Below are 20,669 nucleotides of genomic sequence, written 5' to 3'. Positions count from 1 at the left end.
GAGGAGGTGCGGTGGACGACGGGGACCACGTGTCTGCGGCGGCACGTAGGCTCGTCGGGTGACGACTGCGCTGTACCGCCGGTACCGGCCCGAGTCCTTCGCCGAGGTGATCGGCCAGGACCACGTGACCGCCCCCCTGCGGCAGGCGCTGCGCTCCGGGCAGACCAACCACGCGTACCTCTTCTCCGGCCCCCGCGGGTGCGGCAAGACGACGAGCGCCCGGATCCTCGCGCGCTGCCTCAACTGCGCCGAAGGGCCCACCGACACCCCGTGCGGCGTCTGCCCGTCGTGCGTCGAGCTCGCGCGCGGCGGCCCGGGGTCGCTCGACGTCGTCGAGATCGACGCGGCCAGCCACGGCGGCGTCGACGACGCGCGTGAGCTGCGCGAGCGCGCCACGTTCGCGCCCGCCCGCGACCGGTACAAGGTCTTCATCCTCGACGAGGCGCACATGGTCTCGCCGCAGGGCTTCAACGCGCTCCTCAAGATCGTCGAGGAGCCGCCGCCGCACGTGAAGTTCATCTTCGCGACGACCGAGCCCGACAAGGTCATCGGCACCATCCGGTCGCGCACGCACCACTACCCGTTCCGGCTCGTGCCGCCCGACGTGCTCGTGCCGTACCTCGAGCAGCTCTGCACCACCGAGGGCGTGCCCGTCGGCGCGGGCGTGCTGTCGCTCGTCGTGCGCGCGGGCGCCGGCTCGGTGCGTGACACGCTCTCGGTGCTCGACCAGCTCGTGGCCGGCGCCGGCCCGGACGGCCTGGAGTACGAGGGCGCGGTCGCGCTGCTCGGCTACACGCACACGTCGCTGCTCGACGACCTCGTCGACGCGATCGCCGCACGCGACGGCGCCTCGGCCTTCCGCGTCGTCGAGCGCGTCGTCGCGACGGGCCACGAGCCGCGCCGGTTCGTCGAGGACCTGCTCGAGCGGCTGCGCGACCTCATCGTCATCGCCGCCTCGGGCGAGGCGGCCGCCGCCGTGCTGCGCGACGTGCCGGCCGACCAGCTCGACCGCATGCGCCGCCAGGCCACGCACCTCGGCCCGTCCGAGCTGTCCCGCTCGGCCGACCTCGCCAACGCCGCCCTCACCGAGATGGTCGGCGCGACGTCGCCGCGCCTGCACCTCGAGCTGCTCATGGCCCGCCTGCTGCTGCCGAGCGCCGACGACTCCACCACGGGCCTCGGTGCGCGCGTCGACCGGCTCGAGCGCGGGCTGCCGGCGGTCCCGACCGGTGCGGGGTCGTCCGCGTCGGTCTCCGCTCCTGCGACCGCCGTCCCCGTGCAGCCGCACCCGTCGGTGGCGGCCCCCGCTCCCGCCGGTCCTGTCCCTGCCGGCCCCGTCGCCGGCCTTGCGCCCGCCAGCTCTGCGCCCGCACCTGCCGAGGCGCCGGTGCGTCCGGGTGCCGCGTCGGTGGGTGGGCCGGCCGCGGCACCGCCCGCCGCGACCCCCGACGGCCCCGCCGACCCGCGCACCGCCGCCGACCCCGCGCCGGGCGCCGACCCGCGGACCGCGGCAGACCGCGTGCCCGCGGTCGACCCCGCGTCCGGCGGTCGCGGACCGGCGCGGCACCCGGCCGCCGACGCCGCTGCGGCGGGCCGGCGACCGGACGCCACCGAGCCCCCCGCGGGTCCGCGGGACGAGGGTGCGGAGCCGACCGCGTCGACCACGGGTGCGCCTGGCGGGACGACGCCGCACCAGGACGCCGCGCAGCACGACGCGCAGCAGACGGCCGCCCGCGACGAGCGGGTGCGCGACGCGGCCGCGTCGTGGGGCGCCGCCTCGACCGGCGCTGCCTCGACCGACGCTGCCTCGGCGGGCACCGCCTCGACCGGCGCTGCCTCGACCGACGCTGCCTCGGCGGGCACCGCCTCGACCGGCGCTGCCTTGACCAACGCTGCCTCGACGGCTGCCGCCTCGGCCGGCACCGCCTCGACCGACGCCGCGACTCCGTCCGCACGACCGGCCCCCGCGCCCGTCGCCGCACCGGCGCCTCCGGAGCCGGCCGCCCCCGCCACCGCGCCCGCTGCCACCGCGCCCGCGGCCGCCGCGCCCGGGGCCGCCGCTGCGGCCGCCGACACCGAGATGCTGCGCCGGCGCTGGCCCGACGTGCTGACCACGCTGCGCCGCCTGCGGCTGCCGTCGTGGGCGCTGGTGAACCAGCACGCGCAGATCCTCGAGCTGGACGCGACCACCCTGCGCCTCGGATTCGCGCAGCCCGGCCTCGTGACGACGTTCCGCAACAGCAACCACGCCGACGTCGTCGCGCGTGCGCTCGCCGAGACCCTCGGCGTCACCGCCCGCGTCGAGGCGGTGCTCGACGAGCCGGGCGGCGGCCGCGGGCATTCCGGTCCGGCGGGACCCGCGGCGCCGACGCCGCAGGTCCCCGACGTGATCTCGCCCGAGCGCGCCGCGGCGTCCTGGGGCGACCCCGCGCCTGCCGCCCCGGCCCCCGCCGGGTCGGACGCGCCCCCCGCCGCCGACGCAGCGCGTGGCACCGCACCGGCCACCGGCCACGACGACGCCCGCCCGGCGCCCGTGGGAGCCGCCGCCGCCCACGCCCACGGAGCTACGGGGGCGCCGGACCGCTCGGCCGGTCGCGCCGACGACGGACCGGGCGACCGCCCCGCCGCCGCGTCGGGCCCCGCCGCCGCGCCCGTCCCCACCGACGAGGCCCGCCCCACCGACGAGGCCCGCCCCGCCGCCGGCGCCACCCGGCCGACCCCGCCGTGGGAGCCGGACCCGGTCGCCGAGGCCGCCGGCGCCCCGGCGGCCGAGGCCGCGACGGCCCCGGGTTCCGCGACCCCGCAGACATCCGACGGGCGTCCGGCGGGGGCCGCGACCCCGGCGGCACCCGCCCCGGGGGCGCCGCCCGTCGTGGCGCACCCGCACGACGACGACATCCCGCCGGGTGACGAGCCCGACGACCCGTGGCGCGACGGCCCCCCGCGTGCGAGCGCGCCGCGCGCCGCGGCCCCGACGTCGCAGCCCGCGTCGCCGCCCGCCCGGGGTGCGGCGGCACCCGCGTCCACGGGCCGTCCCGCCCAGCGCGCGTCCGCGCCGGCCGCGGGTCAGGCGTCCGCACCGGTCGCCGGGCAGGCGCCCGCGGCGCCGCCGCCCCTCGGCCCCGGCGCGACCGCGCGCGAGCGGGGCGTCGCCGCCGCGCGCGCGGCCGCCGCGCAGTCCCGCAGCCGTGTGCAGGAGCCCGACGAGCCGTCGCCCGACGACCCGACCATCGGCCAGTCGAACCTCGTGGGCGTCCAGCTCGTGGCGCAGGTGCTCGGCGGCCGCGTGATCGACGAGCAGACCGACATCTGACGCGGCACCCGTCGGGGGCCCGCGCGGCGGCGACGGCCCGCGGCGCCCTCGCCGCCGTGACTCCGGTGAGTGCGCGCTCGTCCGCCTGGGTGAACCTGCGACGCCCTGTCGCAGGACTGCGACACCCCTGCGACGTCCCGACGATCGCCGCATGGGCGCTTCGCCCTACGTTGTGTGCCATGTCCGACGTCACGGCCCGGCCCGTCCGCCGCACCGCCACCGCCCTCGCCGTCCTGCTCACCGGCACGCTGCTCACCGCCTGCGGCGCGTCCGTCGAGGACGCCGCCCCGGCCAGCCCCGCCCCGACGCGTCCCGAGCGCACGACGCCGTCGCCGACGCCCACGGGCCCCGCGGTCCCGACCGTGCACGGCTACGGGCCCGGCGAGATCCCGCCCGTGCCGATGTTCCTGCTGCCCGACCTCAGCATGCTCGACGCGTCGCTCGCGGGCTTCGCGATCCAGGTCGACGACGCGGTCGGCGACCTGCCGGGCGTGCGCGTCGAGACGCAGCGCTGCGAGGCCGAGGGCACTCACGTGGGCGAGCTGCTCGCGTACGGCGACGGGTCGGGCACGTTCACCGGCCCCGACGGGTCGGTCGTCAACTACGGCGACGGCTCGGGCTCGTACTCCCTCAACGGCGTCGCGGTCACGGTGTACGGCGACGGCTCGGGCACGTACAGCGACGGCGCGACCTCGGTCGTGAGCTACGGCGACGGGTCAGGCAGCTACGCCGACGGCACGACGGCGGTGACGCTGTACGGCGACGGGTCGGGCACGTGGTCCCGCGGCGACCGCTCCATCACCAACTACGGCGACGGGTCGGGCACGGCGTCGGACGGCGACGTGTCGATCACGAACTACGGCGACGGCTCGGGCCTGTACGCGTCGGCGGACCTGACGATCAACAACTACGGCGACGGCACGGGCCTGGTGAACGGCACGCCGGTCGAGGTGGAGCCGCTGCCGCCGGTGCCGCCGCTGGGGAGCTTCCCGTCGATGGGCGTCATCGCGCCGGTGCCGTCGTGCGGCACGCGCCTCGTCCTGGACTCGTCGGTCCTGTTCGACTTCGACAGCGCGCAGGTGCGCCCCGACGCGGCGGCCACGCTCGACGCGGTCGCCGCCGTGCTCGCCGACGTCCCGGCGGCACGGGTCGAGGGCCACACCGACTCGGTCTCCGACGACGCGTACAACCAGACGCTGTCCGAGAAGCGCGCCACGGCCGTGGTCGCCGCGCTCGCGCAGCGCGGCATGGGCGGCGACCTCGAGGCCGTCGGGTTCGGCGAGTCCCGCCCTGTCGCGCCCAACGAGCTCGACGGCCAGGACAACCCGGCGGGTCGCCAGCTCAACCGGCGCGTCGAGATCGTGGTGCCGTCGTGACGCGGCGCCCGCGCACGGTGGTCGGCGCCCGCGCTGTCGTGGCCCCGGTCGTGGTCACGGCGGCGGTCGCCGTGCTCGCCGGCGCGTGCTCGGTCCGGGTCGTCGACGCCGACGCGACGGCCACGCCGACGGACGAGCTCGCGGTCCACGCCGAGACCGGTGCGGACGACGGCGGGGTGCAGCCGGTCCCGGCGCCCACGCGGTCGGGCGACCGCCGGGGCCTCGGCGGCACCCCGGCGGCCACGGCCGGCGCCCCGCGCGGCTCGGGTCTGCCGCCGCTGCTCGAGCGTGCCGGGCTCCAGGAGTCCGTCACGCAGACCGCGACGTGCGGCGGCGGCGACCTCACCGTCGTCGAGGTCGGTGCGACCGTCGAGGTCACGGACGACTGCGCGACGCTGTCGGTGCAGAGCGCCGACACGCGCGTCGTCGCGGGCCGCGTCGAGCACCTCGTCGTCGAGGCCGCGGGCGTGCAGGCCGTCGTCGCGGACGTCGGCACCGTCACGGTCGACGGCGCGGGCGTCCGCGTCGCGTGGGAGGACGGCACACCCCGCGTCGAGGCGTCCGGCGCCGATGTCAGCTACGGCCCCGTGGGTGTCGTCCGCCTCGACGTCGACGGCTGACGGCTCCGCACCCGTCGTCCCGGACGCCCACCCCACGCACCCGCCCCGACAGGAGGACCCCGATGAGCACCCCGACCCCGCCGCCGTACGGCACCCCGCCCGGCCCCGGCACGCCCCCGCCCTACGGCACGCCGCCCGCCGCCGCGCCCTACGGCGCTTCCCCCTACGGTGCGGGCCCGTACGGTCAGCCGTACGTCGCGCGCCGCATCAACCCCTTCGCCATCGCGGCGTTCGTCACGGGCCTGCTGGGCTTCGCGCTCATCCCCGTGGTGCTCGGCCACATGGGGCTCGCGCAGATCCGGCGCACCGGTGACGGCGGTGGCTGGATGGCCGTCATCGGCCTCGTGCTCGGGTACGGCATGTGCCTCGTGTACGCGGCGATGGTGCTGCTCGTCGGCGGCAGCCTGTGGTGGGGGACGCGCTAGTGGACGACGCGCCCCACGTGCTGCTCGTCGACGACGAGCGCGCGATCCTCGACGGCCTCGCGCCGTTCCTCGAGCGGTCGGGGCTGCGCGTCAGCACGGCGGGCGACGGGCAGCAGGCGCTCGACGTCCACGCGGCCACGCCCGCGGACATCCTGGTGTGCGACGTCCTCATGCCGCGGCTCGACGGCCGCAGCCTGGTGCGGCGGCTGCGCGCGGGCGGCGACTGGACGCCCGTCGTGCTGCTGACGCAGGTGGGGGAGTCCTACGAGCGCTCGGCGGCCCTCGAGGAGGGCGCCGACGACTACCTCAACAAGCCGTTCGACCCGCAGGAGCTGCTCGCGCGCGTGCGGGCCGTGCTGCGCCGCGCGGTGCCCGGGCAGCCGCCGCTCGCGACGGCCGAGGTGCTGGTCAGCGGGGACCTGCGCGTCGACCGCGCGGCACGGCGCGTGACGCTCGCGGGCGCTCCCGTCGCGCTGACGCCCAAGGCGTCGCTGCTGCTCGACTACCTCGTGACGCACCCGGGTGAGCTGCTCACGCGCGAGCGGCTGCTGTCGGCGCTGTGGGGGTTCGAGTCGATGGTGACGACGCGTGCGGTCGACCACCGGGTCGCGGAGATCCGGCGCGTGCTCGGGGACGACGCGGGTGCGCCGCGGTTCGTCGAGACCGTCCCGCAGGCGGGGTACCGGTTCTGCGGCACGGTGACGCGCGGGGTGCGCGCGTGAGCGTGCCGCGCGGCCTGCGGCCGTGGTTCGTCGTGGCCGGTGCGGTCGCGCTGCTGGGCCTGGTGGCGGGCGGTGCGCTCGCGCTCAGCGGGCGCGCGTGGGTGCTGGTCGTGACGACGCGGCTGCCGCTCGCGCTCGCCGTCGGCGGGGTGGTCGTCGCGGGTGCGGTCGTGGCCGTGGGGGCCGCGCGCGGTCGGCGGGTGCGCGTGCGCGCCGCGGCGGTCGCGGACGCCGAGGCCGCGGCTCGCGCGGACGAGCGCGCACGGCACCGGCGGTTCCTGCAGCGGCTCGACCACGAGCTGAAGAACCCGGTGACGGCCATCCGTGCCGCCGTCGCCGGCTTGGGCCCGGCGGCCGCGTCGGACGACGGCGCGGCGCGCGCGCACGCGACGCTCGACGCGCAGGCGGGCCGGCTCGCGCACCTGGTCGCTGACCTCCGCAAGCTCGCCGAGCTCGAGACGCAGCCGATCGAGCAGGAGGACGTCGACGTCGCGCAGGTCGTGCGCGACGCCGTGGACGACGTGCTCGCGCAGGCGCAGGCGGCGGGCCGCCCACGCCCCGCGGTGACGGTGTCGCTGCCGACCGTGCCGTGGCCGCTGCCGCACGTCCGCGGCGACGTCGACCTGCTGTACCTGGCGGTCTACAACCTGCTGGGCAACGCCGTGAAGTTCTCGCCGCCGGGCACGCCGGTGGAGGTCCGCGGGTCGGACGAGGGCGGGACCGTCGTCGTCGAGGTCGCGGACTCCGGCCCGGGCGTGCCGGACGACGAGGTGGGCGTCGTGTTCGACGAGCTCGCGCGCGGCCGTGACGCGCGCGGCACGCCGGGCTCGGGGCTGGGCCTCGCGCTCGTGCGCGTCATCGCCGAGCGGCACGGCGGCCGCGCGACGCTCCGCTCACGCGTCGGCCACGGCACGGTCGTCCGTCTGCACCTGCCCGCCGACCGCCCCTGACGCCGGCTGGTGCGTCTGCTGGTGGTCGCGGATCTGGCTGGTGCACCCCTGGTGGTCTCCGACCCGCCGTCAACTGGTCAGGGATCCCCGCAGGTGCGCTTGAGCTGGTCGCTTCTCTGACCAGTTCGCGCCGTCGAGCGGATGCGGTTCTCGCCTCGGACGTCGGACTCACCCGGCGACCTGGCCGGTCGGCCCGGTCGCGCGGCCGGTGGGGCCCTGTGGGGGTGTGACCGCGGCGGTGGCAACTGGTCACGTCTTCCGATCGGAGGTCGGCAGACGGTCACTCGTGTGACCAGTGCGCGCGGCTGGGGCAGAAGAGTGCGGCGGGTCGGGTCGGGAGGGGTGGCGGGCGGCCCGCGGCGGGGGAACTACGCTGGCGGGGTGTACGAGGGCGCGATCCAGGACCTGGTCGACGAGCTCGGGCGGCTGCCCGGGGTCGGCCCCAAGAGCGCCCAGCGCATCGCGTTCCACATCCTGGCGGCCGACCCGGCCGACGTGCGTCGGCTCGCGGACGCGCTGACCGAGGTCAAGGCGCGCGTGCAGTTCTGCGAGATCTGCGGCAACGTCGCGCAGGAGCCGCAGTGCCGCATCTGCCGCGACCCGCGCCGGCTGCCCACCACGATCTGCGTGGTCGAGGAGGCCAAGGACGTCGTCGCGATCGAGCGCACGCGGGAGTTCCGCGGCAGGTACCACGTGCTCGGCGGCGCCATCAACCCGATCGCGGGCGTCGGCCCGGACGACCTTCGTATCGCCCAGCTGATGACCCGCCTGGCCGACGGCACGGTCACCGAGGTCATCCTCGCCACCGACCCGAACGTCGAGGGCGAGGCCACCGCGACCTACCTGGCGCGGCTGCTCGTGCCGATGGGTCTCACGGTCAGCCGGCTCGCGTCCGGCCTGCCCGTGGGCGGCGACCTGGAGTACGCGGACGAGGTGACGCTCGGCCGCGCGTTCGAGGGCCGTCGCCGGCTCAGCGCGTGACGTCGACGACGACGGAGGGGACACCATGACGACCGACGAGCGACCCGTGGCGGACGCGGACCTGCGCGAGATCGGGGAGGCCGTCGCCGGCGAGTCCCGCGGGTTCCTCACCACCGTGACGGAGGTCGCGGCGGGCTCGGCGCCCGAGGCGTCGCTGCCGCTGCTGCTGCTCGCGCTGTCCGACCTGCTCGCGGCGGGTGCGCGGCTGGGTGCGACGACCGACGTCGTCCCGACGTCGCGGTTCGAGCCCGACGTCGGGCCCGACGCGGACCTCGAGCCGCTGCGCACCAGCCTCGCGAACCTGCTCGAGGGCATCGACGAGTACGTCGAGGTCGTCGACCCGCTGCTCGGCCCGGAGGTCGAGGAGTCGACGATCTCGGGCGACCTCGTGGCGATCGTCGGGGCGCTCACGCAGGGTCTCGCGCACCACGAGCGCGGCCACGTGCTCGAGGCCCTGTGGTGGTGGCAGTTCAGCTACCTGTCCGACTGGGGCGAGCGCGCGGCGTCGACGCTGCGCGCGATCCAGACGATCCTGGCCCACGTGCGGCTCGACGTCGCGGACGACGTCGCGGCCGAGGCGGAGTACGACGCGCTGCAGCCCTGACCCGGGCGCGTCGGCCGGCCGGGCGCGACCCGACCGGCGTGACCCCGCCGGGCCCGACGCCGTCAGGCCACGCGCGTGCCGCGCGGCAGCGTGCGCTGCGGGATGCGCAGCCGCCGCACCGCCGTGACGAAGCCGAGCCCGCCCAGCAGCAGGTTCGCGGCCAGTCCGTAGGGCCAGACCGGGCCGGCGTGGTCGCGTGGCAGGGGTGCGCCGTCGCCACCCCAGTCGCCGCACTCGTCGCGCACGTCGGGCTCGCCCAGGCGCAGGTCGCGCACGCCCTGCGTGCTGCTGCGCACCTCGTCGACGACCGACCCGGAACCGACGGACGTGCCGGGCAGCGCGCCGTCGGCGACGATCACGAACGGGTTGATCGCGAGCAGCCACCACGTGCCCTCGGTGTGCGCGACGGTCCGCTGGGTGGTGAACACCTCGCACGTGGGTGCGGGCGGCGTGGACGACGCGAGGTCCTCGTCGTCGAGCGACGCCCAGTACTCGTCGGGCACGCCGTAGACCTGGACCTCCTGCGTGCTCGACAGGAACGGGAACGTGAGCCCGAAGAACACGGGCGAGAACACCGTGAGGGCGGCCACGGTGACGAATGTCAGCACGGTCGACCCGGCGGGGCGCGCGGCGCGCGCCGACCAGCCCAGGCCGATGCCGCACACGGCCGCGAGCAGCAGCGCCGTCAGCACCAGCACGCGCGGCAGCGTCCAGACGGGCACGCCGCCCATGAGCAGCGCGATCACGTAGAACGGCAGGCTCACGACGAGGAACGCGCACGCCGACGCCCACGCGGCGAGCAGCTTGCCGAGCGCGATCTCGACGGGTGACAGCAGCGTGACCTGCAGCGTCGCGAGCGTGCCCGCGCCGCGGTCGCCGTTGACGGCCGTCGACGTGAGCGTCGGCGTGACCAGCAGGCCGAGCCCGAGCACGAGCACGGTGACGACCGCGCCGAGCACGACCCCACGGCTCTGCGTGTCGCGGGAGCCCTCGTCGACGAACAGCAGCACGCCGCCTGCGAGCAGCGTGATCGCGGCGACGACCGCGAACCACACGAGGAGCGCGACCTTCCACCGCGAGGACCGCACGCGCTGGCGCAGCTCGAGCGCGGCGACGGTCCGCACGCCGTGCCACGTGAGCGTCCAGGTGCCCACGGCGGGCGGGGCGGCGGGCGGGGTCGCGGCCGCGGGGGCCGGGGTCTGCACGGTCATCGCCGCTCCTCCTCCAGGGCCAGGTACGCCTGCTCGAGCGCGCTGCCGGCGGGCGCCGACGACACGACGGGCACGCCCGCGGTCACCGCGTCCCGCAGCAGCGCCGCGGCGGCGGTCTCGCCCGCGACGTCGACGAGCACGCCGCCCGTGACGGTGCCGCCGGGTGCCGCGCCGAGCGCGCGCTCGTCGGGCCGCCAGGGCACGTCCGCCGACTCGAGCCACGTCGTGAGCGCGCCCAGGTCCAGCGCGCGCACGTGCCACGTGCGCAGGCCGGTCGCGGCGTCGCCGCCGGGGCGTCCCACGACCGTGCGGCCGCGCGACAGGAACACGGCGTCGTCGGCCATCTCGTCGAGCTCGGACAGCACGTGCGACGACACGAGCACCGTGCGGCCCTCGTCGGCGAGCCGGCGCAGCAGCAGGCGCAGGTCGACGCGCGAGCGCGGGTCGAGGCCGCTGGCGGGCTCGTCGAGCAGCAGCACCTGCGGGTCGTGCACGAGCGCGCGCGCCAGCCCGAGGCGCTGCTTCTGCCCGCGCGAGAGCACCGCGGCGGGCTGGTCGGCGTACTCGTCGAGGTGCACGGTCGCGAGCAGCTCGTCGACGCGCGCGTCGGCGACGGCCCGGTCGACGCGGTACGCCGCGGCGAACGTCGTCAGCACCTCGCGCGCCGTGAGGGAGTCCCACGTGCCGAACGCGTCGGGCATCCACCCCGTGCGGGCGCGGGCCGCGGCGCTCTGCGTCACGGGGTCGTGGCCCGCGACCCGCACGTGCCCGGCGTCCGGGACGAGCAGGCCGGCGAGGACCAGCAGGAGGGTGGTCTTGCCCGAGCCGTTGGGCCCGACCAGCGCGGTCACGGCACCGGCACGGGCGACCAGGTCGACGCCGTCGAGGGCCTTGACGGCACCGAACGCGCGGCGCAGGCCGCTGACCTCGATGCCGACCGACGGCGCGGGGGTGGGAGGCGTCTCACCAGGCATGACGTCACGCTAGGACGCCCCGGGTGGCGCGCGCGTCCACCCCGGGGCGGACGGGTGCAGGGCGCGGGTCCGTCGATGGTGGTGCCGCGGACGGGCGTTGAGCAGACCGGTTCGGTCGGGTTATCGTGCCCGGGTCCGGTGGCGTCCGTGCCGTCGGCGGGGTGAGGAGGACGCTGTGCGCGGTCCCGTCCTCGTGCTCGCCGTCCTGGCGCTCGCGTCCGTGATCGGCCTGGTGTGGCGGGCTCGCAACGGTCGGTTCCGCGCGTCGGGTGGGTCGGGGTCCGCGGCCGACGACGCCCGGGACGCGCGCCTGGGCGCCGAGGACCTGGGCGTCACGCCGGGGGAGCGAGCGACGTTCGTGCAGCTCTCCAGCGAGGTGTGCGCCGCGTGCCGCAGCACGCACCGCGTGCTCAGCGCCGTGGCGGCGACCGAGCCGGGCGTCGTCCACGTCGAGCTCGACGCGGCGCAGCGGCTCGACCTCGTCGAGCGGTTCGGCGTCCTGCGGACGCCGACGACCCTCGTCCTGGGGCCGGACGGCGCCGTCGTCGGGCGCATGTCCGGTGCGACCGACCGCGCGCAGGCGCTCGCCGCGCTCGCGTCCTGTCCGCGGCCCCGCCGGGACGCCGCTGCCCGCTGACGTCGCCCGGACGTCGGCCGCGGCCCCGCCGGGGCCCTGCCGCACACCGTCCCGCGACGCACCAGGAGCACCGATGACCTCGTCCCGTCCCACGCCGTCCGTCCCCACCGCTCCCGCTCCCGCGCCCGGTGGGATCGACCCGCGAGGTCCGCGCGTGGGGGCCGCCCTCACCGCCGTGCTGCTGGTCGTCGTCCTGCTGCTGGGCGGAGGCCTGCCCGCGACCCTGCTGCTCGCGGTCGTCGCCGCGGGCTTCGCGACCGGCGCCGCGCGCGGCGTCGGCGGCACGTGGCAGGCGTGGGTGTTCGCGCACGTCGTGCGCCCTCGGCTGGTGCCGCCGACGGAGCTGGAGGACCCGCGCCCGCCGCGGTTCGCGCAGCTCGTCGGCCTGGTCATCACGGGCCTCGGGGTGCTGCTCGCGCTGCTCGGGGTGGCCGCGGCCGTGCCGGTGGCCGCCGCGCTGGCGCTGGTGGCCGCGTTCCTCAACGCGGCGTTCGGGCTGTGCCTCGGCTGCGAGCTCTACCTGCTCGGTGCGCGCCTGCGCGCGCGCACCTGAGTCGTCCGCTCGGGCCTGCGGGGGCGCGCGGTCGCACATCGTCCGGCATGCGAAACCGTGCCCGTCCGCATCCTGGGCCCGGCCTACACTCGCGGGGTCCTGCCCGTCTCCCGGAAGCGTCCAGACCCGTGGCCCTCATCGTGCAGAAGTTCGGCGGCTCGTCCGTCGCCGACGCCGCCAGCATCAAGCGCGTCGCGAAGCGGGTCGTCGAGACGAAGAAGGCCGGGCACGACGTCGTCGTCGTCGTCTCGGCCATGGGCGACACCACCGACGAGCTCATCGACCTCGCGCAGGAGGTCACGCCGCTGCCGCCGGTGCGCGAGATGGACATCCTGCTGACCGCGGGCGAGCGCATCTCGATGTCGCTGCTCGCGATGGCGATCAACACGCTCGGCGTCGAGGCCAAGTCCTTCACCGGCCAGCAGGCCGGCGTCATCACCGACGAGGTCTACGGCAAGGCGCGCATCATCGACGTGTCGCCCAGCCGCATCAAGGACACGATCGCGCGCGGCGAGGTCGCGATCGTCGCGGGCTTCCAGGGCGTCAACCCGTCGACCAACGACGTGACGACGCTGGGCCGCGGCGGCTCGGACACCACGGCGGTCGCGCTCGCGGCGTCGCTCAAGGCCGATGTCTGCGAGATCTTCACCGACGTCGACGGCGTGTTCACCGCCGACCCCCGCATCGTCCCGACCGCGCGCAAGATCGGCCGCATCGGGTACGACGCGATGCTCGAGATGGCCGCCAGCGGCGCCAAGGTGCTCGGTCTGCGCTGCGTGGAGTACGCGCGCCGCTACGAGGTGCCCGTCCACGTGCGGTCCTCGTTCTCGACGCACACCGGCACGCTCGTCACCGACCAGGAGGACCCCAGCATGGAGCAGCCGATCATCTCGGGCGTCGCGCACGACCGCAGCGAGGCCAAGATCACGGTCGTCGGCGTCCCGGACGTGCCCGGCAAGGCCGCGCGGCTCTTCGAGATCGTCGCCGAGGCCGGCGTCAACATCGACATGATCGTGCAGAACGTGTCCGCGGCCGCGACGGGCCTGACGGACATCTCGTTCACGCTGCCCGCCACCGACGGCGCCACGGCCACGGCCGCCCTGACGGCCGACCAGCCGTCGATCGGCTTCGAGTCGCTGCAGTACGACGACACGATCGGCAAGCTCTCGCTCGTCGGCGCGGGCATGCGCTCGCACCCGGGCGTGTCCGCCAAGCTGTTCGCCGCGCTGTCGGAGGCGAACGTCAACATCGAGATGATCTCGACGTCGGAGATCCGCATCTCCGTCGTCACGCGCGCCGACCAGCTGGACGACGCCGTGCGCGCCGTCCACACGGCGTTCGACCTGGACGACACCGAGACCGAGGCCGTCGTGTACGGCGGGACGGGGCGCTGACGTGGCCGAGGGACTGAGGATCGCCGTCGTCGGGGCGACGGGCCAGGTCGGCGCGGTCATGCGCCGCCTGCTGGACGAGCGCGACTTCCCGGTCGCGTCGGTGCGCTACTTCGCCTCCGCGCGCTCGGCGGGCACGACGCTGCCGTGGCGCGGTGACGACGTCGTCGTCGAGGACGTCGCGACCGCCGACCTCACGGGCATCGACCTCGCGCTGTTCTCCGCCGGTGGCGGCACGTCGAAGGAGCACGCGCCGCGGTTCGCCGCGGCCGGCGCGATCGTCGTCGACAACTCCTCGGCGTGGCGCCGCGACCCGCGCGTGCCGCTCGTGGTGTCCGAGGTGAACCCCGACGCGCTCGACGAGATCGAGATCGGGATCGTCGCGAACCCCAACTGCACGACCATGGCCGCGATGCCCGTGCTCAAGGTGCTGCACGAGGAGGCCGGCCTGCGCCGGCTGATCGTGTCGACGTACCAGGCCGTGTCCGGCTCGGGCCTCGCGGGCGCGCAGGAGCTCGACTCGCAGGTGCGTGCCGCGGTCGAGCAGGACACGCTCGCGCTCGTGCACGACGGCGGCGCCGTCGCGTTCCCCTCCCCGGAGAAGTACGTCGCGCCGATCGCGTTCGACGTCATCCCGCTCGCGGGGTCGATCGTCGACGACGGCCTGCACGAGACCGACGAGGAGCAGAAGCTCCGCCACGAGTCGCGCAAGATCCTCGACGTCCCCGACCTGCTGGTCTCGGGCACGTGCGTGCGCGTGCCGGTCTTCACGGGGCACTCGCTGAGCGTCAACGCCGAGTTCGAGCGTGAGATCACGGTCGAGCGCGCGACCGAGCTGCTGTCGACGGCCCCGGGCGTGCAGCTCGCGGACGTGCCGACGCCGCTCGTCGCGGCCGGCCAGGACCCGTCGTTCGTCGGCCGCATCCGTCAGGACGAGGGCGCGCCCGAGGGCCGCGGCCTCGCGCTGTTCATCAGCAACGACAACCTGCGCAAGGGCGCCGCGCTCAACGCGGTCCAGATCGCCGAGGTCCTCGCGGAGCGCCGCTTCGGGATCACGCGCGCCTGACGCCGCACCACCCCTGGCGTGAGAGGGCGATCCAGCACCACGTCCGGTGCGGGATCGCCCTCTCGTGCGTGCGCCGCCCCGCGGCGCCCCCGCCCGGACAGCCGTGAGAGTGCGATCCAGTCCCGCCCTTCGGGCGTGAGAGTGCGATCCAGCCCCGCCCTTCGAGCGTGAGAGTGCGATCCAGCCCCGCCCTTCGAGAGTGAGAGTGCGATCCAGCCGCCCGGCCGGTGCTGGATCGCACTCTCGCGGGAGGGGGAGGGGAGGGGTGGGGAGGGGTGCGAGCCCGACGTCCGGAGCCGCGACCTCAGCGCGTCGGTGCGGCCAGGCCGGTGCGGTACGCCCACACGACGGTCTGCAGGCGGTCGCGCGTGCCGAGCTTGGTCATCGCGCGGCCCAGGTGGGACTTCACGGTCGACTGCTCGACGAACAGCGCGTCGGCGATCTCGGCGTTCGACATGCCCTGCGCGAGCAGCCGCACGATGTCGGTCTCGCGCGGCGTCAGGAGGTCCGCCTCGGCGCCCGGCGGCGGTGCGGGGCGGCGGCGGGCGAACTCGGCGATGACGCGCCGTGTGACGGTCTGGTCGAGCATGCCGTCGCCGCGTGCGAGGCGGCGGATCGCGTCCGCGAGGTCGGCGGGGTCGGCGTCCTTGAGCACGAACCCGTCGGCGCCCGCCTCGAGCGCGCCGAACACGTACTCGTCGAGGTCGAACGTCGTGACCACGAGCACTGCTGGCAGGTCGCCCGCGCGGTCGGCGACGATCCGCCGCGTCGCGGTCAGCCCGTCGCCGCCGGGCATGCGCACGTCCATGCACACGACGTCGGGGCGCGTGCGGGCCACGACGTCGACGGCCTCGGGGCCGCTCGCCGCCTGCCCGACCACCTCGATGTCCCCGGCGTCCTCGAGCAGCACGCGGAACCCCGCGCGCACCACCGCCTGGTCGTCCACCAGCACGACGCGGATCACGCCGTCACCTCCGTCCCGTCGTGCGGTGCGGCCGGTCGGCCGCCCGGCAGGTCCTCGTGCTCGTCGGCCTCGACCGGGACGCGCGCGTGCACGCGCCAGCCGCCGTCGGGCGTCGGCCCGGCGTCGAGCGTGCCCCCGACGAGCGCGGCGCGTTCGCGCATGACCGCGAGCCCCGCGCCGCCGTGCTCGCCGCGCGTGCCGCGCACGCCACGGCTCGCGGGTCCGTTCGTCACGTCCACCACGACGGCGCCCGGCGCGTGCTCGACCCGCACCCGCACGCGGGCGCCGGGTGCGTGCTGGCGCGCGTTCGTCACCGCCTGCTGCGCGATCCGGTAGAGCGACACGTCGCCCAGCGGTGCGAGCGGCGCGACGTCGCCGGCGACGACGAGCTCGACGTCGTCACCCAGGTCGCGGGCCTGCGCGACGAGGTCCGGCAGCGCCGCGAGCCCCGGCAGCGGTGCGGTGCCGTCGGGCGCGTCGTCGCCGCGCAGCAGCCCGACCACCTGCCGCAGGTTGTCGAGCGTCGCGCGGCCCTGGTCGCGCAGCCAGCGGGCGCCCTCGCGCGCCGCGTCGGGGTCGCGGTCGACGAGCCGCTCGACGGCCGCCGCCTGCACGACCATGCCCGACAGGTGGTGCGCCGCGACGTCGTGCAGCTCGCGCGCCAGCCGCGCGCGCTCGGCCGCCACGGCCGCGTGCACGCGCGTGTCGCGGTCCCGCTCCGCCTGCTCGGCGCGCTCGCGCAGCAGCACGAGGTGCGCGCGCCGCGTCGCGACGTACACGCCGACCAGCGCCGACGCGAGCCACACCGCCAGCGACGTCGACACGTGCGTCGCGACGTCGAGCGCGGTGCCGCCGCGCACGAGCACGGCGACCGTCGCGAGCGCGGCCTCGGCGACGCCGGCCCCGGCGGCCAGGCGCAGGGCCCGCGCCGCCGGGAGCAGCGTGCCGACCGTTGCGGCGGCGACGAACGGCGCGAACGACCGCACCGACAGGTCGGGCGCCACCGCGACGAGCGCCACCTGCGTGGCGACGACGAGCGCGACGCACGCCGCGAGCCGCACGCGCCGCAGCACGAGGGCCGCGGACTGCGCGGCGATCAGCAGCAGCAGCGCGAGCCGCCGCGCGGGGGAGACCGCGAGCTCGTCGGGCAGCAGCCCGACGCTCGCGAGGCTCAGCAGCACCGCGACGACGGTGCACGTGACGGCCAGCAGCGCGTCGCGCGCCACGGGACCCCGCACCCCGCAGCGGTCCAGGAACGCGTCCCAGCGCGCGCCGGGCGCCGTGAGGTGCGTGGTCGCCATGGTCGTCATCCTCTCGTGCGGGGCCGGCGGCGGCAGGTCGCCGGCGGTCGGTCGTCAGTACGTCAGGTCCGGCGAGAGCAGGTGGACCTGCAGCGCGGCCCACGACGTCCCGACGAGCGCGGCGAGCACGACGGTCGCGGTGACCGTGCGCCACCACCCGGTGCGGGCCCGGGCCTCGGCGACCACGCGCCACGCGGCCGCGAGCACGCCCAGCACGCCCAGCGCGGTGAGCACCTGCAGCACGCGCAGCACCGCGTCCGGCACGGGCTGCAGGCCCACGAGCGTGAGCACGACCAGCACCCAGCCGGCCAGCGCGGCGAGCGTCGCGAGCGCCGCGAGCCGCGTCGTGAGGCGTGCGCGGCGGACGTCCGTCGGCGGCGTGGCCGACGCCCCGACCGGCGGCGTGGCCGACGCCCCGACGGGCTGCGCGCCGGACGTCGCCGCGGGCACCGCGCCCGTGGCCGTCACCGACCCGGCCGGCACCGCGGACCGGCGCGCCGCCCGGCGTCGGCGCACCCGGCGCACGACCGCGCCGACGGGCCACGCGAGCACCGTGAGCAGCAGCACGAGGGCTCCGCCGGCCAGGACGGGCACGACCGCGGCGCGCGCGGGCGTCACTGGCAGCAGCGTCATGGCGGAGTCGTGGCCGATCACCTCGACGCGGCCCGCGTCGTCGAGCCGCACGGCCAGGCGCCGGTCGGAGTCGACCTGGCGGAACACCCACGGCTCGACCTCCTCGTACACGGCAGGCGTGAGCTGCCCGGGGCCGGGTGTGAACAGCACGCGGTCGCCGTCGACGACCTGCGCGACCGTCGGCTGCAGCACGCCCGTGGCGGTGAGGAACGTCGAGACGAACTTGCGCCCCGGCTCGTAGCGCCCGGCCAGCGCCTGCGCGTGCTCGGCACGCGTCGCGTCGTCGACCGTGCCCGCGGCCGGCGCCTCGTCGGCGGGGAAGTAGCGGTCCGCGAAGCCCGCGAGCAGGTCCTCGCGCACCTGGTACGCGGCGCCACCGGTGCCCGTGCTGTTGAGCGACAGGAACAGGCCCGTGTCGTCGTCGGGCCACAGCTGCAGGTGCGAGTGGAACGCGGTCGTGTCGCCGCCGTGCCCCACGACCCGGTGGCCGTGGCGCGACTCGTCGAACCAGCCGAGGCCCATGCGCTCGCCCTCGGCCAGGGCGCCGAGCGTGTCCGCGCCGAGCGCGGGCTCCTGCATGAGCGCGCGCGTCGCGTCGGACAGCAGCGGCTCGCCCGTCGTCGGGTGGCCCAGGTGCGCGAGCATGAACCGCGCCATGTCGGTCGCGGGCGCGCTCAGCCCGCCCGCGGGCGGCTGGCCGACGACCTCGAAGCCCACGGGCGCGTCGTCGGACGTCGGGTAGCCCTGCGACACGCGGTCCGCGAGGTCCGCGGGCAGCGGCTGCGCGAACGTCGAGGACGTCATGCCCGCCGGTGCGAGCACGTGGTCGGCGACGTAGTCCTCGAACGGCTGCCCGCTCACGGCCTCGACGACGTACCCGGCCAGGGCGTTGCCGTAGTTCGAGTAGGCGGGCGTCGTGCCCGGCGCGTACACCTGCTGGGGCGGGTCGGTGACGAGCGACGCCCGCAGGTCGGGCACCGTGCCCTCGCCGCCGATGAGGCCCGTGAGCCGCTCCTCGAACCCGCCCGTGTGGGTCAGCAGGTCACGCAGCGTGACCGGCCGCTCGTACCCGAGGTTGAGCCCCGTGTACCGCTCGACGTCGGTGTCGAGGTCGACGCGGCCGTCCTCGACGAGCTGCATGACGGCCGTCGCGGTGACCATCTTCGACACCGAGCCGGGGCGGAACAGCGTGCGGTCGGGGTCGACGGGTGTGCCGGCGGCGACGTCGGCCTCGCCGAAGCCGCGGGCCGTGACGACCTCGCCGTCGTGCACCACGGCGACGGTCGCACCCGCGATGCGGCCCTCGGCGAGCGCGTCGGGCACGGTGGCGTCGAGCCACGCGTCGACGTCGGCGGTCGTGAGGCCCGCGGTCGACGCGGGCTGCGGGGTGCGCGGCTCGGGGACCTCGGGCGCGGCGCCGCACGCCGTGAGCAGGCCGAGGCCCGCGACGAGCGCGAGGGCGGGGGCGACGCGGCGCGCGAGCCGCCGACGGGTCGTGGCGTGCGGCGTCTCGGGCGCCGCGGGGGCGTGGGGCGGGTGGGGCAGCGCGCGGTCGGTGCGCGGTCCCGGCGGGGTGACGGGCATGGCTCCTCCTGCGCCGCGAGGGCCCGGACGTGTCCCGGGACGTGACCTCGTGGCCTGCGTCCAGGCTGGTCGCCGCGGGGTGCCCGGGTCTTCGGGCGCAGCGGGGAACCTCGCTTGCGACCTTCGGGGGAGACGACGGCGGCCGGCCCTCGCCGTGAGCGGGAGCCGGCCGTGCGTCGACGGGCGGGTGACGGTGCCGGGCGGCGGCCCGGCGCGGCGTCAGAACGCGCCGATCGGCGTGCCCTGCGCGTCGGCCTCGAGCGTGTACGAGCCGTAGGGGCCGCTGAGGTACACGCGGACCGTCACGGCGCGGTCCTCGTCGGACCCGATCCAGCCGGCGGCGATGTGCCCGCTCGTGATCTCGCCCGCCGGGATCCCCGACGCCTCGACGGCCTGCTCGTACAGCCCGGGCAGCGCCGACCAGTCCACCGCGGAGAGGTCGAACTCCTCGCTCGGGTCCGGCTGGATCGTCGCGGGACGCTCGCGGGTCGCGTTGCTCGCGACCGCCCACCACGTGTCGTACGCGGCGCGGCCGGGCGCGACCGGTGCGGTCACCCACACCTGGTCGTCGTACGCGAGGACCTCGGTGACCGTGGTCGTGCCGGCGGCGTCGGCGAACCGCTGCACCGCCTCCGCGACCCGGCCGGGCCCGCTGAGGTACGACGCGTCGCCGTGGCCGACGCCGCCCGAGCGCACGCCCAGCAGCACGTCGTCGCGCTGCTGCCACGTGGGCACCGCGACGCCGACGGCGGCGATCAGCAGGTACACGAGGAACCGCACGCCGCGGCCCTTGCGGCCGACCGGCAGGATCGGGCGCCTGCGGCCCGGCACGGGCTTGTCCGGGTCCCGCTCCCACAGGGGCGCGTCGGGCGTGGCGTGGATCCGCACGGGCGGCGCGGGCTCGTCGACGATCGCGACGTCGGGCGCGTCCTCGCCCACGCGGACGACCGCGAGCACCGTCCCAAGCAGGCGCCCCGGCATCTGCGCCGCGTCGATGAGCTCGCGCACGACCGTGCGGTACGGGCCGCGGTCGCGGGGGTCGACGAGCAGCTCGACGTCGTACTGCGGGACGTCGTTGATGACGGTGCCGGTGCGGCGCACGTCGAGGACCTTCGCACCCGCGAGGCGTCCCGCGGCGCGTGCGGCCTCCACCGCCTCGGCGTCCGGCGGCGCCATGCTCGCGAACGAGCGCGCGACGTTCACGAGCACGAGGCCGATGATCGTGATCGGCAGCGCGGCCATCCACACCCACGAGTACCGGTCGTCGCCGGTGGACCAGTGCAGGAGCGAGGCGCCGATGCCGGCACCGGCGACGAACGCGATGAGGAGACGGATCACGTACCGCACGGTAACAAGGGACGCCG

At 76.6% G+C, this 20,669-nt stretch carries 18 protein-coding genes; 12 read left to right on the top strand and 6 right to left on the bottom strand.

Annotated elements, in window-relative coordinates:
• The first annotated feature begins 58 nt into the window (after positions 1-58).
• From E4A51_RS07660 to E4A51_RS07625, 8 genes are all read left to right on the top strand, one after another.
• Complete coding sequence (locus E4A51_RS07660) at positions 59-3,313, top strand: DNA polymerase III subunit gamma and tau (RefSeq protein ID WP_134851352.1); 3,255 nt, start codon at positions 59-61, stop codon at positions 3,311-3,313.
• Positions 3,314-3,492: 179 nt separating this feature from the next.
• Positions 3,493-4,689 (top strand): OmpA family protein, encoded by a 1,197-nt coding sequence (locus E4A51_RS07655; RefSeq protein ID WP_134851351.1) that lies wholly within the window; start codon positions 3,493-3,495, stop codon positions 4,687-4,689.
• Positions 4,686-5,309 (top strand): hypothetical protein, encoded by a 624-nt coding sequence (locus E4A51_RS07650; RefSeq protein ID WP_134851350.1) that lies wholly within the window; start codon positions 4,686-4,688, stop codon positions 5,307-5,309. Before E4A51_RS07655 ends, E4A51_RS07650 begins: the two co-directional genes overlap by 4 nt.
• A gap of 62 nt (positions 5,310-5,371) precedes the next feature.
• Positions 5,372-5,734: a DUF4190 domain-containing protein gene (locus E4A51_RS07645; RefSeq protein WP_134851349.1), complete on the top strand. Its 363-nt coding sequence runs from the start codon at positions 5,372-5,374 to the stop codon at positions 5,732-5,734.
• Positions 5,734-6,456 (top strand): response regulator transcription factor, encoded by a 723-nt coding sequence (locus E4A51_RS07640; protein WP_082659757.1) that lies wholly within the window; start codon positions 5,734-5,736, stop codon positions 6,454-6,456. Before E4A51_RS07645 ends, E4A51_RS07640 begins: the two co-directional genes overlap by 1 nt.
• Positions 6,453-7,406, top strand: coding sequence for a sensor histidine kinase KdpD (locus E4A51_RS18555; protein ID WP_070320718.1), 954 nt, complete (start codon positions 6,453-6,455; stop codon positions 7,404-7,406). The genes E4A51_RS07640 and E4A51_RS18555 overlap by 4 nt, the downstream gene beginning before the upstream one ends.
• A 381-nt stretch (positions 7,407-7,787) precedes the next feature.
• Positions 7,788-8,387, top strand: coding sequence for a recombination mediator RecR (gene recR, locus E4A51_RS07630; RefSeq protein WP_046529335.1), 600 nt, complete (start codon positions 7,788-7,790; stop codon positions 8,385-8,387).
• 25 nt (positions 8,388-8,412) lie between these two features.
• Positions 8,413-8,991 carry a DUF5063 domain-containing protein gene (locus E4A51_RS07625; RefSeq protein WP_070320717.1) on the top strand — a complete coding sequence of 193 codons (579 nt, stop codon included), beginning with the start codon at positions 8,413-8,415 and terminating at the stop codon, positions 8,989-8,991.
• Positions 8,992-9,053: 62 nt separating this feature from the next.
• Here the strand turns inward: E4A51_RS07625 and E4A51_RS07620 are convergent, their stop codons facing one another.
• Together E4A51_RS07620 and E4A51_RS07615 are read right to left on the bottom strand one after the other, a co-directional pair.
• The gene (locus tag E4A51_RS07620) at positions 9,054-10,202 is read right to left on the bottom strand and encodes an ABC transporter permease (RefSeq protein ID WP_134851348.1); all 1,149 of its coding nucleotides are present in this window, start codon (positions 10,200-10,202) and stop codon (positions 9,054-9,056) included.
• Entirely contained in the window at positions 10,199-11,176 is a 978-nt protein-coding gene (locus E4A51_RS07615) for an ABC transporter ATP-binding protein (RefSeq protein ID WP_134851347.1), read from the bottom strand. Before E4A51_RS07615 ends, E4A51_RS07620 begins: the two co-directional genes overlap by 4 nt.
• Before the next feature lie 175 nt (positions 11,177-11,351).
• Here E4A51_RS07615 and E4A51_RS07610 point away from each other — a divergent pair, with 175 nt between their 5' ends.
• The 4 genes from E4A51_RS07610 to E4A51_RS07595 all read left to right on the top strand — a co-directional run bounded on the left by E4A51_RS07610 (position 11,352) and on the right by E4A51_RS07595 (position 14,823).
• Positions 11,352-11,813, top strand: a complete 462-nt coding sequence (locus E4A51_RS07610) for a thioredoxin family protein (protein WP_070320714.1) — start codon at positions 11,352-11,354, stop codon at positions 11,811-11,813.
• A 73-nt stretch (positions 11,814-11,886) separates the two neighbouring features.
• Positions 11,887-12,366 carry a DUF4395 domain-containing protein gene (locus tag E4A51_RS07605; protein ID WP_046529330.1) on the top strand — a complete coding sequence of 160 codons (480 nt, stop codon included), beginning with the start codon at positions 11,887-11,889 and terminating at the stop codon, positions 12,364-12,366.
• Positions 12,367-12,494: 128 nt separating this feature from the next.
• Complete coding sequence (locus tag E4A51_RS07600; protein WP_046529329.1) at positions 12,495-13,760, top strand: aspartate kinase; 1,266 nt, start codon at positions 12,495-12,497, stop codon at positions 13,758-13,760.
• A 1-nt stretch (position 13,761) separates the two neighbouring features.
• Complete coding sequence (locus E4A51_RS07595; protein ID WP_070320713.1) at positions 13,762-14,823, top strand: aspartate-semialdehyde dehydrogenase; 1,062 nt, start codon at positions 13,762-13,764, stop codon at positions 14,821-14,823.
• A 304-nt stretch (positions 14,824-15,127) separates the two neighbouring features.
• Here the strand turns inward: E4A51_RS07595 and E4A51_RS07590 are convergent, their stop codons facing one another.
• From E4A51_RS07590 to E4A51_RS07575, 4 genes are all read right to left on the bottom strand, one after another.
• Entirely contained in the window at positions 15,128-15,787 is a 660-nt protein-coding gene (locus E4A51_RS07590; RefSeq protein ID WP_134851346.1) for a response regulator transcription factor, read from the bottom strand.
• Positions 15,784-17,088: a sensor histidine kinase gene (locus E4A51_RS07585; RefSeq protein ID WP_134851345.1), complete on the bottom strand. Its 1,305-nt coding sequence runs from the start codon at positions 17,086-17,088 to the stop codon at positions 15,784-15,786. The genes E4A51_RS07590 and E4A51_RS07585 overlap by 4 nt, the downstream gene beginning before the upstream one ends.
• A 54-nt stretch (positions 17,089-17,142) precedes the next feature.
• Entirely contained in the window at positions 17,143-19,305 is a 2,163-nt protein-coding gene (locus tag E4A51_RS07580) for a serine hydrolase (RefSeq protein ID WP_134851344.1), read from the bottom strand.
• 219 nt (positions 19,306-19,524) lie between these two features.
• Entirely contained in the window at positions 19,525-20,643 is a 1,119-nt protein-coding gene (locus tag E4A51_RS07575; protein ID WP_134851343.1) for a hypothetical protein, read from the bottom strand.
• Positions 20,644-20,669: the final 26 nt, after the last annotated feature.

The sequence above is a fragment of the Cellulomonas sp. HD19AZ1 genome (genome assembly GCF_004535805.1).
Taxonomy (GTDB): Bacteria; Actinomycetota; Actinomycetes; order Actinomycetales; family Cellulomonadaceae; genus Cellulomonas; species Cellulomonas iranensis.
Note: the sequence above shows the minus strand (reverse complement) of the source record. Positions and strands in the feature narration are given on the sequence as shown.